14 protein-coding genes are annotated in these 15380 nt (G+C 67.5%); 6 read left to right on the top strand and 8 right to left on the bottom strand.

The features are described 5' to 3' along the window. Positions 1-96: 96 nt before the first annotated feature. A complete protein-coding gene (gene phhA, locus ACPVPU_RS15290) occupies positions 97-963 on the bottom strand; it encodes a phenylalanine 4-monooxygenase (protein ID WP_448658833.1) in 867 nt (288 codons plus the stop codon). Positions 964-988: 25 nt separating this feature from the next. On the opposite strand from phhA, the gene ACPVPU_RS15285 reads away from it, so the two are divergent. Together ACPVPU_RS15285 and ACPVPU_RS15280 are read left to right on the top strand one after the other, a co-directional pair. Continuing rightward, positions 989-1660 carry a TIGR02117 family protein gene (locus ACPVPU_RS15285; protein WP_448658832.1) on the top strand — a complete coding sequence of 224 codons (672 nt, stop codon included), beginning with the start codon at positions 989-991 and terminating at the stop codon, positions 1658-1660. Next, positions 1657-2358 carry an esterase/lipase family protein gene (locus tag ACPVPU_RS15280; protein ID WP_448658831.1) on the top strand — a complete coding sequence of 234 codons (702 nt, stop codon included), beginning with the start codon at positions 1657-1659 and terminating at the stop codon, positions 2356-2358. Before ACPVPU_RS15285 ends, ACPVPU_RS15280 begins: the two co-directional genes overlap by 4 nt. An 81-nt stretch (positions 2359-2439) precedes the next feature. Here ACPVPU_RS15280 and ACPVPU_RS15275 read toward each other — a convergent pair whose 3' ends face one another. Continuing rightward, complete coding sequence (locus ACPVPU_RS15275; protein ID WP_448658830.1) at positions 2440-2724, bottom strand: hypothetical protein; 285 nt, start codon at positions 2722-2724, stop codon at positions 2440-2442. 5 nt (positions 2725-2729) lie between these two features. Beyond that, the gene (locus ACPVPU_RS15270) at positions 2730-3740 is read right to left on the bottom strand and encodes a glycerophosphodiester phosphodiesterase (protein ID WP_448660551.1); all 1011 of its coding nucleotides are present in this window, start codon (positions 3738-3740) and stop codon (positions 2730-2732) included. A gap of 112 nt (positions 3741-3852) precedes the next feature. Here ACPVPU_RS15270 and ACPVPU_RS15265 point away from each other — a divergent pair, with 112 nt between their 5' ends. Both ACPVPU_RS15265 and ACPVPU_RS15260 read left to right on the top strand, forming a co-directional pair. Beyond that, on the top strand, positions 3853-4767 hold the full coding sequence (locus ACPVPU_RS15265; RefSeq protein WP_448658829.1) for an XdhC family protein: 915 nt from the start codon (positions 3853-3855) through the stop codon (positions 4765-4767). Next, positions 4754-5332, top strand: coding sequence for an NTP transferase domain-containing protein (locus ACPVPU_RS15260; protein ID WP_448658828.1), 579 nt, complete (start codon positions 4754-4756; stop codon positions 5330-5332). The genes ACPVPU_RS15265 and ACPVPU_RS15260 overlap by 14 nt, the downstream gene beginning before the upstream one ends. Before the next feature lie 27 nt (positions 5333-5359). Here ACPVPU_RS15260 and ACPVPU_RS15255 read toward each other — a convergent pair whose 3' ends face one another. Genes ACPVPU_RS15255 through ACPVPU_RS15240 form a run of 4 tightly spaced genes read right to left on the bottom strand, consistent with a single transcriptional unit; the run spans position 5360 to position 10224 of the window. Continuing rightward, a complete protein-coding gene (locus ACPVPU_RS15255) occupies positions 5360-6568 on the bottom strand; it encodes an ABC transporter permease (protein ID WP_448658827.1) in 1209 nt (402 codons plus the stop codon). Next, entirely contained in the window at positions 6568-7308 is a 741-nt protein-coding gene (locus ACPVPU_RS15250; RefSeq protein WP_448660550.1) for an ABC transporter ATP-binding protein, read from the bottom strand. The genes ACPVPU_RS15255 and ACPVPU_RS15250 overlap by 1 nt, the downstream gene beginning before the upstream one ends. Further along, entirely contained in the window at positions 7298-8743 is a 1446-nt protein-coding gene (locus ACPVPU_RS15245; RefSeq protein WP_448658826.1) for an efflux RND transporter periplasmic adaptor subunit, read from the bottom strand. The genes ACPVPU_RS15250 and ACPVPU_RS15245 overlap by 11 nt, the downstream gene beginning before the upstream one ends. Next, on the bottom strand, positions 8743-10224 hold the full coding sequence (locus ACPVPU_RS15240; protein ID WP_448658825.1) for an efflux transporter outer membrane subunit: 1482 nt from the start codon (positions 10222-10224) through the stop codon (positions 8743-8745). The genes ACPVPU_RS15245 and ACPVPU_RS15240 overlap by 1 nt, the downstream gene beginning before the upstream one ends. Positions 10225-10424: 200 nt before the next feature. Here ACPVPU_RS15240 and acs point away from each other — a divergent pair, with 200 nt between their 5' ends. Both acs and ACPVPU_RS15230 read left to right on the top strand, forming a co-directional pair. Further along, positions 10425-12365 (top strand): acetate--CoA ligase, encoded by a 1941-nt coding sequence (gene acs / locus ACPVPU_RS15235; RefSeq protein ID WP_448658824.1) that lies wholly within the window; start codon positions 10425-10427, stop codon positions 12363-12365. Positions 12366-12426: 61 nt separating this feature from the next. Further along, positions 12427-13269, top strand: a complete 843-nt coding sequence (locus ACPVPU_RS15230) for a hypothetical protein (RefSeq protein ID WP_448658823.1) — start codon at positions 12427-12429, stop codon at positions 13267-13269. A gap of 85 nt (positions 13270-13354) precedes the next feature. Here ACPVPU_RS15230 and ftsH read toward each other — a convergent pair whose 3' ends face one another. Then, the gene (gene ftsH / locus ACPVPU_RS15225; protein ID WP_448658822.1) at positions 13355-15349 is read right to left on the bottom strand and encodes an ATP-dependent zinc metalloprotease FtsH; all 1995 of its coding nucleotides are present in this window, start codon (positions 15347-15349) and stop codon (positions 13355-13357) included. Between the last annotated feature and the right edge of the window lie 31 nt (positions 15350-15380).

Here is a 15380-nt window from a genome sequence, read left to right as displayed (position 1 = left end):
AACCCTCACCCTTCCGCACCTGCGGTGCTCCCTCCCTCTCCCGCATGCGGGAGAGGGAAGGGGCCCGCCGCGAAGCGGTGGGAAGGGTGAGGGTTTTCAGCTTTTGCTCAGCGCATAGGCCTGCGTGCCGCGCGTGATGACATCGTCGCCATCGACGATCGCATCCACGGGATGCGACGGCAGCGGCAAGATTTCGGCATAAAGCGGGGCGAAGTCGGTCTCCACCGTCTGGCGCAGCAGGTCGTCGAAACCGGGGATGACGAAATAGCTCTGCTGGTAATCGTCGATCCGGTAGTCCGTGCGCATCACCCGTTTCATGTCGAAGCGGATGCGGTTGGGACTGTCGCTGTCCAGCGCGAACCTGCTCTCGCCATAGCTCGATACGATGCCGGACCCATAGATGCGAAGGCCGCCCGCCTCCTCGATCAGCCCGAATTCGACCGTGTACCAGTATAGCCGCGCCAGTTGCTTGAGCGCCCCCAGTTCCATGGCGCGCAGACCGCCCCGGCCATAGGCGGCCAGGTAATCCGCGAACACCGGATCGGCCAGCATCGGCACATGGCCGAACACATCGTGGAACACGTCCGGTTCCTGAAGATAGTCGAGCTGGTCCGGCCGCCGGATGAAATTGCCCGCAACGAAACGGCGATTGGCCATATGGTCGAAGAACACGTCGTCCGGCACCAGGCCCGGCACGGCCACGACGCGCCAGCCGGTCAGCGCCTCCAGCCGGTCGGACAGTTCCTCGAAATTCGGAATGCCCCGTTCGGACAGGCGCAGGGCCTCCAGCCCGCGCAGGAATGCGGCACTTGCCCGGCCGGGAAGCAGCTTCATCTGGCGCGCGAACAGCGTGTCCCAGACGCCATGGTCCTCGGCGGTAAAGGCGTCCCAATCCTGGGGGATCGTCCAGTCGGCATTGGCACCGGCGGGCGGGCGATCGAGAACATGCGTTTCACTGGCCATGGCGTTGCTATAGCATGGGCATTCGATGACAAGAAATCGACGCCCGTTCCGCCGCGTGCTGGCCATGCTGATCGTGCTGCCGGCATGCCTGGCGCTGTATCTGGTCGCGGGCACGATCGGCGGCATGATCCCGGCAAATGGCGGATGGGCCCCGCCGGAACGCGGCGTCACCATTTTTGTCGAGGATAACGGCGTTCATGCAGGGATCGTGGTGCCCAAGGTGGCAGCAGGCGTGGACTGGCGGCCGCTGTCTCCGGCATCGGCGCTTCGCGATCCGCGCATGGCCGGGCATGACTGGCTGGCGATCGGCTGGGGCGAGCGCGGATTCTATCAGGATACGCCGACCTGGGCCGATGTGCGGGTCGGCACCATCCTGAATGCCGCGATCGGCAGCGATGCGACGGTGATTCACGTCCAGCATCTGCCCCGGCCCGTGCCTGGCGCTTCGGTGCGCCAACTGACCCTGCGGCCGGCCGAATACCAGCGACTGGCGGCGTTCATTCGCGCGGGCTGGGCGGATCCGAGCGGGGCGGGGCGGCCGGGCCATTTCCGTTCGGACAGCTTTTTCGACGGGCGCGGGCGCTATTCGGCGATCCATACCTGCAACGCCTGGGTGGGTGATGCCTTGCGGACCGCCGGGGTGCGCGTCGGCCGTTGGACGCCGTTCACCTGGGCGGTGCTATGGTCGCTGCCATGAGCATCGACACCCCCCCGCCCGCCCTGTTGTTCGCAGCCGAACCGGCACGGGCCGTGATCGGCCTGACCGAACTGGCGCTCAGCTGGCGTTCGCTGCCGTCCGAGCGGGTGGGGGGCGGCGCCCCGGTGCTGCTGTTGCCGGGTTTGGCCAACAATGATGCGTCCAGCCTGATCCTCAAACGCTATCTGAACCGCCGGGGCTACCGGGCAGAGGGCTGGGGCCTGGGGGTCAATCGCGGCGTGCCGACGGTGGGTGCCGACCTGGGTCGGCTGATCGGGCGGGTCGAGGCGCTGTCCGCTGCATCGGGTGGGCAACCGGTCGCGCTGGTCGGCACCAGCCTGGGTGGCATCCTTGCCCGGCTGGTCGCGCATCGTCGGCCCGATCTGGTCCGCCATGTGGTGACGATCAGCTCGCCCTTTGCCGGGCCGGGCAGGGCGACCAATGTCTGGCGGGTCTATGAATTGCTGGCGGGCGAAAAGATCGACGATCCGCAGGTCCGCGACCGGCTGGCAGAGGCGGTCCGGCCCCTGCCGGTCCCATCGACCGCGATCTGGAGCCGGACGGATGGCTTCGTCCAGGGCGCGAACTGCGTGACGGCGGACGACCCGAACTGCCGCGCGGTCGAGGTGCGATCCGGCCATCTGCTGGTGCAGTCGCGGGCGTCAGTGCTCCGCGCGGTGGCGGAGGCGCTGGCTTAGAGCATCAATTCATCCTTCTGACCCGTTCGACCTGAGCGGTCGTGCGTGGCGGCGCGTTCAAGATTGCGACTTGATCGGGGTTCAATCCGGGCGGCTGGCCACATAGCCGTCATAGGGGCGGCATTCGTCCGGCCGCTGGCGACAGGCCTTTTCCCAGGCACGGCGTTCCTTGCCCTCGCGCGCCTCGCGCTTGCGCATCTCGCGCCCGTAATTGCGGTCGGATTCCTCCTGGCTGGTGGTGGTCCAGTCGACCACCTGCGCACCGGCCCGCACCGGCGCAGTGACGATATCCGCAGCAGTCTTGACGATGCAGCCACCGGTCATCGGAACGGCAAGGGCAAGCAGTGCGATGGCGGCACGACGCATTGGGACTACTCCGACGGGCGGTCGCGGGCGGCGACGGCGATGCCGGGATGATCGCTGAAAACGCCGTCCACGCCAAGAGAAAGAAAGCGGCGAACCTCTTCATCCATCCGTCCGCGTGTGGCAGGGCTGCCGCTTTTCAGCGACGGCGGCAGGAAAAAGCTTTCCGCCCGGAACGTCCAGGGATGCAGCTTCAGACCCGCTGCATGCGCGTCGGCCACAAGGGTGGTCGGCGCACCGTCGCCCGGTTGGACCATCGCCTTTTCCGGGCCGATCCCGACGGCATAGGCGGCGATGGCCCTGAGCCCCGCGGGCGTCGCCATCGCCGCATAGCTGGGCGCAGCCCCGTCGGGCGGCGCACCGGCCCCGGCCAGCAACTGGATCAGCGGCGCCCGGGTCAGCCCCTTCAGCCGCTTGAGGTTGTCGACCTCGAACGACTGGATGAACACCGGCGCATCGGCCCGGTCCCATCCCGCCCCGCGAAGCGCCGCGACCAGCCGTTCCTCCAGCGGCAGGCCGATGGAGCGGAAATAGCTCGGATGCTTGGTTTCGGGATAGATGCCGATGGTGCGCCCCGTTTCCGCCGACCGCCGCTTGGCCAGTGCGATCACCTCTTCCAGCGTCGGTACCTCGAACTGGCCGTCATAGCGGGTATTGTCGGGCCGCAGCTGGGGCAGCCTTTCCCTGGCCTTCAGCGTCTTCAGCTCGGCCAGCGTAAAATCCTCGGTGAACCAGCCGGTCTGCGCCTCTCCGTCGATGATCTTGGTCGCCTTTCGCGCGGCGAACTCCGGACGGGCGGCGACATCGGTCGTATCCGTGATGTTGTTTTCGTGGCGCGCGACCAGATGGCCGTCCCGGGTCGGCACCAGATCGGGTTCGATGAAGTCCGCGCCCTGATCGATGGCCAGGTCATAGGCGGCCAGCGTATGTTCGGGCCGGTCACCGCTGGCCCCGCGATGGGCAATCACGATAGGGCGGCTGGCAGAGGCGGCAATCGGCATCGATCGATCCTGTCCCATGGCGCACGCGCTGGCCAGCAGCGTAAAGACGATCAGTGCCGCGCGCATCATTTCCCCCTTTGCCAGACGCTGCAGCGCGGATAACGCGGGAATGTGACAGATTGGATCAATCATGACCGGCGATGACGCGGTCCTTGCCGCCGGGCTGGCCTGGGCGGGCGAACCGTGCGCCATCGCGACCGTAGTCAGCACCTGGGGATCGGCCCCGCGCCCGCGCGGCAGCCACATGATCGTGCACGCAGATGGCCGGTTCGAGGGATCGGTGTCGGGCGGCTGTGTCGAGGCGGATATCCTGGCGACGGCGGCGGCGGTGATCGCCAGCGGTAGGGCCGAATTGAAACGCTATGGCGTCGCCGATGACGCGGCGTGGGAGGCGGGCCTGCCCTGTGGCGGGGAGATTGCGGTGCTGGTTCAGCCGGTCGCGGCACAGGGTTTCCCGCCCGAGTTGTTCGCCGCCATCGCCGATGCCCGCCAGGCCGGGTGTCCGTTCGATGTCGCCACCAGCCTGGACAGCGGCGTCAGCCAGCCGGGGACGGAGGGCGCATTCGTCAACCGATATCGCCCCCCGCACCGGCTGTTCGTCATCGGCGCTGTCCAGATCGCGCAGGCACTGGTGGGCATTGCCGGGGCCTTGGGGGTGGATACGACGGTGATCGATCCGCGCGGCCGGTTCCTGACCGATGATCGATTCCCGGGCCTTGCGCTCGACGATCGCTGGCCGGACGAAGCGCTGGCGGCGCTGCGCCCCGATGCGGCCAGCGCGGTAGTGACGCTCAGCCACGATCCGAAGATCGACGATCCGGCGCTGATCGCCGCGCTCGGCTTCGACACCGGCTATGTCGCTGCACTGGGATCGCGCAGGAGCCATGCGGCGCGGCTGGAGCGGCTGGCGGCGGCCGGGCTGGATGCTGGCCAATTGGCGCGGATCGATGGCCCGGCGGGACTGGATATCGGTGCCATCGGTCCATCTGAAATCGCGCTGTCGGTTGCCGCCGGCATGGTGAGCGCGTGGCGTGGCAAGGCCTGAGGCCCGGATCGAGCGAAGTGCGCTGATCCTGCTGGCGGCGGGCCTGTCCCGGCGATTTGGCACTGCGGACAAGCTGGCCGCCGATCTGCACGGCAAGCCATTGGCGATGCACGCGGCCGACCGGCTTGGCACCTTGCCCTTTGCCCGGCGGATCGTGGTCGTGTCGGGTACCGCGCTGCCCTTTCCCGGGTGGACGCGCATCGACAATCCCGATCCAGCGGCGGGGCAGGGCCGCTCGCTGGCGCTCGGCATCGCGGCGGCGGCGGCAGGCGGGGCGGATGCGGCGGTCGTGGCACTGGCGGACATGCCATTCATTGCCGCCGACCATGTCCAGGCCCTATTTGCCGCGCTGGACCATCGGGGCGCCGTCGGCACGCAGGGGCCGGGCGGGGCGATGCCGCCGGCATTGTTCACGGACCAGCATTTCGGGGCGCTGACTGCGCTGACCGGGGACCGGGGTGCGCGCGGCCTGCTGACCGATATGCCGCTGGTCGCGGCCGATTTCGACACGCTGATCGATGTGGATACGCCGGAACGCCTGGCGATGATGCAGCGCCGCCGGTAATCGTCCCCCCCTTCTCGGCGCGATGGGTTATTCGTGCCGGAGCGCGTCGATGGGGTTCAGGCTGGCGGCGCGCCGTGCCGGGAAATAGCCGAACACCACGCCGATGATGGCGGAAATGGCGAACGCGCCGAAATTGATCCCCGGATCGAACAGCCAGGGGAGCTGTGCCAGCGGCGCGATCACCGCAATGGCCAGCTGCGCCAGCACCAGGCCCACCACGCCGCCCAGCATCGACAGCACGATCGCTTCGACCAGGAACTGCGTCAGCACTTCGCGCCCCACCGCGCCGATGGCCAGGCGGATGCCGATTTCGCGGGTCCGTTCGGTGACGCTGACCAGCATGATGTTCATGATGCCGATGCCGCCAACGATCAGGCTGATTGCGGCCACCGCCGTGACGATCGCCGTCAGCAGCTGCGTCGTCTGGGTAAAGGTATCGGTGAACTGGCGGCTGTCGAAGATGAAGAAATTGTCGTCCTGGCCCGGCTGGATCCGGCGCCGTTCGCGCAACAGGTCGGTCAGCGCCGATTGCACCGTCGCCGTCTGATACGCCGAGTCGGTGCCGACCAGGATCGCGCCGATATCCCGGTTGCCGGTGAAGCGTCGCTGCACCGTCTTGATCGGCATGACGATGACATTGTCCTGATCGCCGCCAAAGCCGGCCTGCCCGCGCGCCTGGAGCGTGGCGATGACGTCGCAGGAGATGTTGCCGACGCGGATGCGGCTGCCCACCGCCGAGCCGCCCCGGAACAGATTGGTCACCACGGTATTGCCGATGATGCAGACGGCCTTGCCTGCCTGTTCCTCGGCAGGGCTGAACAACCGCCCGTCGGCCAGTTTCCAGGGCTGGATCGAGAAAAAGGCGTTTGTGGTGCCGTTCACCGATGTCGACCAGTTGGCGCCGTTATAGATGGCGGTGGCGCTGGTCTGCGCCGTTGGGGCGACGGATGCGACGCCGGTTACCTGTTCGCGGATGGCGTCGACATCCTGCTGGTCGAACTCGGGCGGTCGTGGCCCGCCGCCGCCGCGGCCAAAGCCCTGGCCGGGGCGAACCTGCAGGATGTTGGTGCCGAGCGACGCGATCTGCTGTTGCACGGCAAGGGTCGTCGCCTTGCCCAGCGTCACCATGGTGACCACCGCCGCCACGCCGATGATGATGCCGAGCGTGGTCAGGAACGACCGCAGCTTGTGACGCAGGATCGACCGGACGGCCAGGGTAAAGGTGGTACCGAGCATCAGTGCGCGACCTCGTCCCCGGGCAGGCGTCCCCGTTCGATCCGCTCGACCAGGCCGTCCTTGAAATGAACGATGGTGCGGGCATAGGCCGCCATGTCGGGTTCATGGGTGACCATCAGCACGGTGATGCCCCGTTCCCGGTTCAGCCGGGACAGCAATTCCATGATCTCGACCGATCGTTCGCTGTCCAGATTGCCGGTCGGCTCGTCGGCCAGGAGCACGTCGGGATTGGTCACGATGGCGCGGGCGATGGCCACGCGCTGCTGCTGACCGCCGGACAGTTCGGCGGGCGTGTTCCTGGCCCAGTTGGTCAGGCCGACCTGTTCGAGCGCGGCCATGCCGGCCGCCTGCCGCGCCTTGCGATCGTCGCCGCGATAGAGCAGCGGCAATTCGACATTCTCCAGCGCACTGGTGCGGGCGAGCAGATTGAACCCCTGAAATACGAAGCCCAGATATTTGCGGCGGAGCAGCGCCCGCTGATCGCGGTCCAGCCGTTCGACATGCACGCCCTTGAACAGGAACTCGCCGCCGGTCGGCACGTCCAGGCATCCCAGCATGTTCATCGTCGTCGATTTGCCGGACCCGGACGGCCCCATCACCGCGACGAAATCCCCCTGTGCGATGTCGAGATCGACCCCCTTCAGCGCCTGGAACGCGGTCGGCCCTTCGCCATAGGTCTTGGTGACGCCGCGCAGGCTGATGATCGGATCGCCGTCGGTGGCGACGGGATTACTGGCCACGCTGGCCCCCGCCGCCGCCCTGACGCTGGCCCCCGCCTTGGCCGCCGCCGCCCTGACGCTGGCCGCCACCGCCGCGCGCCTGTTCGCCGCTGGCCAGCTGACCGGTGATGACCTTCATCCCGGGGCGCAGGCCGCCGCCGGTGACCTGCGTCACCTGGCCATTGCTGTCGCCGGTGGTGATCTGCACGGGCTGGGGCTGGCCGTCCTGGCCCAGGATATAGACCGTCTGTTGCGAGCCGCGGGCGATCGTCGCGCCCTTTTCGGCGCTGTTGCCGCCGAACCGGCGACCGCGCGGTACCAGCGCGCCGGCAACGCCGCCGCCCGACTGGCCGGCACCGGCCTGGGCATTGGCCGCCTGGGGGGTGAAGCGCAGCGCGGCGTTGGGCACCAGCAGGACATTGCTGGCCGAATTGGTCACGATTTCCGCGGTCGCGGTCATGCCCGGGCGCAGCCGCTGCTCCGGATTGGCGACGGTCAGCACCGCGGCATAGGACACGACCTGGTTTGCGGTCGTCGTCGTGCTGGTCGTCCCGCTCGCCGCTTCCTGAGCCGACAGGTTGGACCCCACATCGACCCGCGTGATCGTTGCCGGGAACCGTTCGCCGGGAAAGGCATCGACGGTAAAGGACGCGCGCTGCCCCTGCTTGACCGCGCCGACATCCGCTTCGTCGATAGCGACTTCCAGCTTCATCGCGCTCAGATCCTCGGCGATGACGAACAGGGTGGGCGTGTTGAACGACGCAGCGACCGTCTGGCCCGGATCGACCTGTCGCGCCAGCACCACGCCGTTCACAGGGCTGCGGATGACGGCCCGTTCGCGCTGGGTCTGGCTGCTGGACAGCTGGGCGCGGGCGGCGATCACGTTCGCTTCGGCCACGCGCAGCGCGGCGCGGGCGCGGGCGACCGAGGCACGCGCGGTATCCAGTTCCGTCTTGGCCGGAACGCGCCCCTGCGACAGGCGGCTGACCTCCTCGAACCGGGCAAGCGTCGCCTGGCTTTCGGTCAGCGTGGCGCGCGCCTGTTCGACCTGCGCCTGATTGGCGGCCAGCTGGGCGCGACCCTGCTGGATCTGGTCGTCCAGCTGTTCCGGATCGATAAGCGCCAGCGCCTGTCCCGCAACCACTCGGTCGTTCACGTCCACCACGACTTCGGTCACCAGCCCGGACAGCTGCGATCCGACGGTCACCTGATTGGTCGGCGCCAGCTTGCCCGTCGCCGAAACCGTCACCTGGAAATCGCCCTGACGAACGTCCGTAGTGGTATAATTCGGCCCGGCCTCGCCCTGCATCGCGCGCGTCACGGCGACGCCCAGCAACAGGATGCCGATCACGATCAGCGGCCATTTGACCCAGGGCTTGTCCAGCGTCCGTCGCCAGGCCGGCTTGCGGCTGGTTCCCAGAAAGGCGTCGAGATCGGGGGTGGTTGCGTCTGCCATCAGTCGTTCCGGGCTTGAGCGGCGGGCGTCGCGGTGTCGATCGCCTGAACCGGGGTGTCGGGGGACCAGCCGCCGCCAAGCGCGCCATAAAGCTGGACAAGCGCCGTCGCCTTGTCCGCCCGCGCCTGGGCCAGGCTGTTATTGGCGCTGAGCAGGGTGTTTTCCGCCTGGTTCAGCGTCGTGAAGTCGGTAAGCCCCGCGCGGTACTGGCTGCGCGCCAGGATCGCGGCGTTGCTGGATGCGTCGAGCGCGATCACGAACTCGCGCTCGCGCCGGTTGGCCGAATCCAGCGCGATAGCCGCATTCTCGATATCCTCGAGCGCCTGCAGCACCGTGCTCTTATAGGCGAGAAAGGCGCCGTCCGCCGCCGCCTCTGCCGATCGGGTCTGCGCACGCAGGCGCCCGCCATCGAAAATGACCTGCGCGATGCTGGCGAACAGCCGGCCATTGACCACGTCGAACAGCGAACCGATGGCGTTGGCATTGCTGTCGACCGTGCCGCCGATATTGAGCGCCGGGAACAATTGCGCCCGCGCAACGCCGATCTGGGCCGTGGCGGCCGCCAGATTGCGTTCGGCGACGCGGACATCGGGCCGCTGGCGCAGCGTGTCCGCCGGGATGCCCAGTGCGATGCCCGCCGGGCCGACCGGGATCGCCCGCGCCTCGGCCAGCCGCGACTTCAATGCGCCGGGCGCCTGTCCGGTCAGCACGCCCAGCCGGCTGACCGCTGCGTTGTAGCTGGCCTCGATCTGCGGGATGGAGGCGGCGGTCTGTGCCCGCTGGCCGCGGGCCTGTTCGGCATCCAGCGACGACACCAGCCCCGCCTGGACCCGAAAGCCTGCAATCTCCAGATTTTCGTCCTGAATGCCCAATGCGGCGCGGGCATTGGCCAGCTGGACCTGCGCCAGCCGGGCCTGCACATAGTTGCGGGCGATTTCGCCCTGAACCGCGATCAGCACCCCGGCCACGTCATAGCCGGACGCCTCATATTGGGCGAGCGCCGCGCGGACGCTGCTGGCATTGCCGCCGAACAGGTCGATCTGATAGCGGGCATCGGCACCGACCGAGAAATTGGTACTGCCGCCCCCCGACTGGATGATCGTGCCGTCGGGCAAGGTGGTGGTGCGCGTGCCGCCGACAAGCGGTTCGTTGCGCGATCCGCTGCCCGAAGCCGACACGCTGGGCAACCACGCCGCGCGAGAGGAAACCAGCTGTTCGCGTGCTTGGCGCAGGCGGGTCAGCGCCTGCGCGACGTCCAGGTTGCTGTCGGCGGCGCTGCCGACCAGTTCCTGCAACAGCGGATCGTCGAACTGCGTCCACCACCGGGTCAGGTCGACCGGGGCCGTGGCGGTCGTGGCAACCGAATAGTCATCCGGAACACCGAGCGCGGCCGGGGCGGCCTGGCGATACGCAGGCCCAACCGAACAGGCGGCCAAAGGCAGAGCGGCCCCGAACAGCCACAGGGATCGTTTCACCAGCATCCCCCCACGCATGGGGCGTGCCCGCGCCCAAGTCCAAGGATATTGTGTCGCAAAATGTATCGCCTGGGATTTTGTTCCTGCGGCGTATCGACTTGCGGCGCCGCCAGACGGCGGAAAATCCCGCTGCGGCCATCAAGCGGCTTGCCAAGGTCCGGCCCAGCGGGGAAACAGCCGGGCGACAACAAAGCCGGAGAGCAAGCATGGCCGAACCCGCACGTTATCCCGTCCCCGATGCCTGGAAGGGCAAGGCACGCGTGGACGCGGCGGGCTATGAACGGCTTTACGGCCGTGCCTTGGCCGATCCGGGCAGTTTCTGGCTGGAACAGGCGCGGCGGCTCGACTGGATGAAGCGGCCCGAAATCGCCGGCGACTGGTCGTTCGACGAGGCCGATTTCAAGATTCAGTGGTTCGCAGACGGGCGACTCAACGCATCGGCCAACTGCATCGACCGGCATCTGGCGACGCGCGGCGACAGCGTGGCGATCATCTGGGAACCCGATGATCCCGCCGCCGAACCGCGCCGCATCACCTACCGGGAACTGCATGCGGAGGTATGCCGCTTTGCCAATGTCCTGAAGGCGCAGGGCGTCGAAAAAGGCGACCGGGTCACCATCTATCTGCCGATGATTCCGGAGGCGGCGTTCGCCGTGCTGGCGTGCGCCCGCATCGGCGCGATCCATTCGGTCGTGTTCGGCGGTTTTTCGCCCGATGCGCTGGCCGGGCGCATCACCGATTGCGACAGCCGCATCGTCATCACCGCCGACGAAGGCCGCCGCGGCGGCAAGCGCGTTCCGCTGAAGACCAATGTCGATGCGGCGGCGGCGCGGGCATCGGTCCTGGAAACGGTGATCGTCGTGCGGGCGACGGGCGCCGACGTGCCGATGACCGGGGGGCGAGACATCTGGTATCACGAGGCGGCGGCAACCGTCGCGGCGGAATGCAAGCCGGAACCGATGGGGGCGGAGGACCCGCTGTTCATCCTCTATACCAGCGGATCGACCGGCAAGCCGAAGGGCGTGCTGCACAGCACCGGCGGCTATCTGCTCTGGGCCAGCCTGACGCACGAGCTCTGTTTCGATTATCGGCCGGGCGACGTGTTCTGGTGCGCCGCCGATATCGGCTGGGTCACCGGGCACAGCTATATCCTTTATGGTCCGCTGGCGAACGGTGCGACCACGCTGATGTATGAAGGGGTGCCGAACTGGCCGGATGCCAGCCGCATCTGGCAGGTGGTTGACCGGCATCAGGTGCATACGCTGTTCACCGCACCCACCGCGCTGCGGGCGCTGATGAAGGATGGCGACGATTATGTGAAATCGACCAGCCGGGCGTCGCTGCGCCTGCTGGGCACGGTGGGCGAACCGATCAATCCGGAGGCATGGCGCTGGTATCACGATGTCGCGGGCGAAGGCCGCTGCCCGATCATCGATACCTGGTGGCAGACGGAGACGGGGGGCGCGATGATCGCGCCGCTGCCGGGGGCGACCGAACTCAAGCCCGGATCGGCCACGCGCCCGCTGCCGGGGGTGGAGCCGCAGCTGGTCGATGCGGAGGGCCGGGTGCTGGACGGGGCGACCGAGGGCAATCTGGTCATCGCGCGCAGCTGGCCGGGCCAGATGCGCACCGTCTGGGGCGATCACGACCGCTTCTTCCAGACCTATTTCACCACTTACCCCGGCAAGTATTTCACGGGCGACGGTTGTCGCCGCGATGCGGACGGCGATTACTGGATCACCGGGCGGGTGGACGATGTCATCAACGTGTCCGGCCACCGGATGGGCACTGCCGAGGTGGAAAGCGCGCTGGTGCTGCACCCGAAGGTGGCCGAGGCCGCGGTGGTCGGGATGCCGCACGAGGTGAAGGGGCAGGGCATCTATGCCTATGTCACGCTGAACGCGCGGGTGGCGGCGGACGATGCGCTTCGGGCGGAACTGGCCAAATGGGTGCGAAGCGAGATCGGCCCCATCGCCACACCCGACGCGATCCAGTTCGCCCCCGGCCTGCCCAAGACCCGGTCGGGCAAGATCATGCGGCGCATCCTGCGCAAGATCGCTGAGGGCGACGTGTCTTCGCTGGGCGACACATCGACCCTGGCCGATCCGGCGGTGGTGGACGATCTGGTGGCAAATCGCGTCGGCTGACCATTGCGGGGGCGGAACGACATTAACGCGGCCTTAGTCATGATCGGCTATTGGTCCCGCCATGATGGTTCGGCGAAATCCTTTCCATGATCCGCTTTACGCCTATGGCTCGGCCGATCCGGCAGCCCATAGCGCGACTGACCGCCAGCCGGGTCCATTCGCCACGGCCCGGCGCTATGCGACGATCCTGATCGGCGGCTTTTCGGCGATCGCATTGCTCCTTTGGCAATCGGGCGCATTCGAACCGGCATCGGTCGGGGCAAGCACGGAAGCCTTTGCCCGTGACGATGCGCCGGCATCCAGCAGCGGGCCGGGCGGGACGCGGGGGGTGGCCATGGCCAGGGCCGCGACGTCTGAGCCAGCAGGGCCGCAAACCGCGGCGGCCATCACCCTCGCAGCCGCGCGACCGCGCGAACAGGCTCCGGCGCAGCCAATGGGGGATGCCGGAACCGGCACGCGGAGGGACGCTTCATCGCAGGGTCGGGTTGGGCAGCAGGACGATAAGGGTTCGGCATTGGCGGCACGTCTGTCCGGCATGCTGCCCGGGCCGCAGACCCAGACCTTTCCAGTCTTTGGCCGGTGCGGCGGCGGCGGTATCGACTGCGTGGTCGACGGAGCCCGGTTCCGCTGGGGCAAGCTGACGATCGAACTGGCGGATGCCGAAGTACCGAACCTGCGGCTCCCCGCCTGTCCGGCGGAATCCGTTGTCGCCTCCCGGGCGCAGGCGCGGCTGGTCACCTTGCTCAATCAGGGCCCGTTCGTCGTTTCGCGCGAAGCCTATGGCGAGGGCGCGCGCGGCAGCGAGCGGCGGCTGGTGACGCGCGGTGGCCGGTCGATCGGTGTCATGATGATCGATGAGGGGCTGGCGCGTAAGCCCGGGGCTGCGACACCGCGCTGGTGCTAAGGGCACCGGCACAGACCGCCACTGCCAACAATAAGGCCCGCCGGATCGGTTCCGGCGGGCCTTGCTGTTCACGGGGAAGGCCGGATCAGGCGCCCTGAGGCGAGGGCGATCCGAACGGTCCCTTGGGGCGGCGGATCTTGGGAACCGCCGCGCCGCCGGGCTGGATCGGCCCGTTCAGCGTCGCGGTGACCCCGCCCTTGTCGATGCTGCCGCCGTCGAGCAACTGCTTGATCTCGTCGCCCGAAAGCGTCTCGAACTCGAGCAGCGCCTCGGCCAGCTTGTGCAGCTGGTCGATATGCGTGGTCAGGATCTGCTTGGCACGATCCAGCCCGCCCTCGACGATCGACTTGATCTCTGCATCGATCAGCTGCTGAGTCTGGTTCGACATGCGCGCCGGCTGACTGGACGAATAGCCAAGGAAGCTCTCGCCCTCCGGCTGCGCATATTCAACCGGGCCGACCTTATCCGACATGCCCCAGCGGGTCACCATGTCACGGGCCAGGCCCGTGGCATACTGGATGTCGCCCGAAGCGCCGGACGAGACCTTGTCGTATCCGAAGATGATTTCCTCGGCGACGCGGCCACCCATGGCGACGGACAGGTTCGCGTACATCTTGTCGCGGTGATAGCTGTAGCTGTCGCGTTCCGGCAGGCGCATGACCATGCCCAGCGCACGGCCGCGCGGAATGATCGTCGCCTTGTGGATCGGATCGGACGCCGGTTCGTGGACCGAGACGATGGCATGGCCCGCTTCGTGATAGGCGGTCATGCGCTTTTCATCGTCGGTCATGACCATGGAGCGCCGCTCGGCACCCATCATCACCTTGTCCTTGGCTTCCTCGAACTCCTGCATCGCCACCAGCCGCTTGCCCTTGCGCGCGGCGGTCAGCGCAGCCTCGTTGACCAGATTGGCCAGGTCGGCGCCGGAAAAGCCCGGCGTGCCGCGCGCGATGGTGCGCGCATCGACATCGGGCGCCAGTGGCACCTTTTTCATGTGGACCTGCAGGATCTTCACGCGGCCTTCGATATCCGGGCGCGGCACCACGACCTGCCGGTCGAAACGGCCGGGACGCAGCAGCGCAGGATCGAGCACGTCGGGACGGTTGGTCGCGGCAATGATGATGATGCCTTCGTTCGCCTCGAAACCGTCCATTTCGACCAGCAGCTGGTTCAGCGTCTGTTCGCGTTCGTCATTGCCGTTGCCAAGCCCCGCGCCACGGTGGCGTCCGACCGCATCGATTTCGTCGATGAAGACGATGCAGGGCGCCGACTTCTTCGCCTGTTCGAACATGTCGCGCACGCGGCTTGCGCCGACGCCGACGAACATCTCGACAAAGTCGGAGCCGGAGATGGTGAAGAACGGCACGCCCGCCTCACCCGCAATGGCGCGGGCGAGCAGCGTCTTGCCGGTGCCGGGCGAACCGACCAGCAGCGCGCCCTTGGGGATCTTGCCGCCCAGCCGGGCGAACTTGGTCGGGTCCTTCAGAAACTCGACGATTTCCTGCAATTCCTCACGCGCTTCGTCGATGCCGGCGACATCATCGAAGGTCACGCGGCCTTCCTTCTGGGTCAGCATCTTCGCGCGCGACTTGCCGAAGCCCATCGCGCCGCCGCCGCCCGCATTCTTCTGCATCTGACGCACGACGAAAAACGCGATGCCGAGGAACAGGACGAAGGGCAGCGACTGGATCAGCAGCACCTGCCAGATCGAGGTGCGCTCCTGCGGCTGGCCGTTGATCGTTACGCCCGCCTTGCGCAGCGTTTCGGTCAGGTTGGGATCGGGCACGGCATAGGTGCGGAACCGCTGATCGTCGGACAGGGTGCCGGTGATCACTTCGCCGGACACGTTCACCGTCTTGACCTGGCCCTGTTCGACCCGGTCGAGGAACGCGGAATAGGGCAGTTCGCTGCCCGCAGCCGTACCCGTGCGGGATTCACCCAGCAGCGTCACGAACAGCGCCAGCGCTGCAAGGATGCCCACCCAGATGCCCAGGCTTTTCATCCAGGCATTGTTGTTGCCGCCACCCCCGTTGCCGGGACTGTTGGGACCGGAACCATTCGGCTTGTCACTATCGCTCATGAACCAGACACCTTTCGCTGATCCCAAGATA

The sequence above is a fragment of the Sphingomonas paludis genome (genome assembly GCF_053502515.1).
This window is presented reverse-complemented; position numbering and strand designations above follow the sequence as displayed.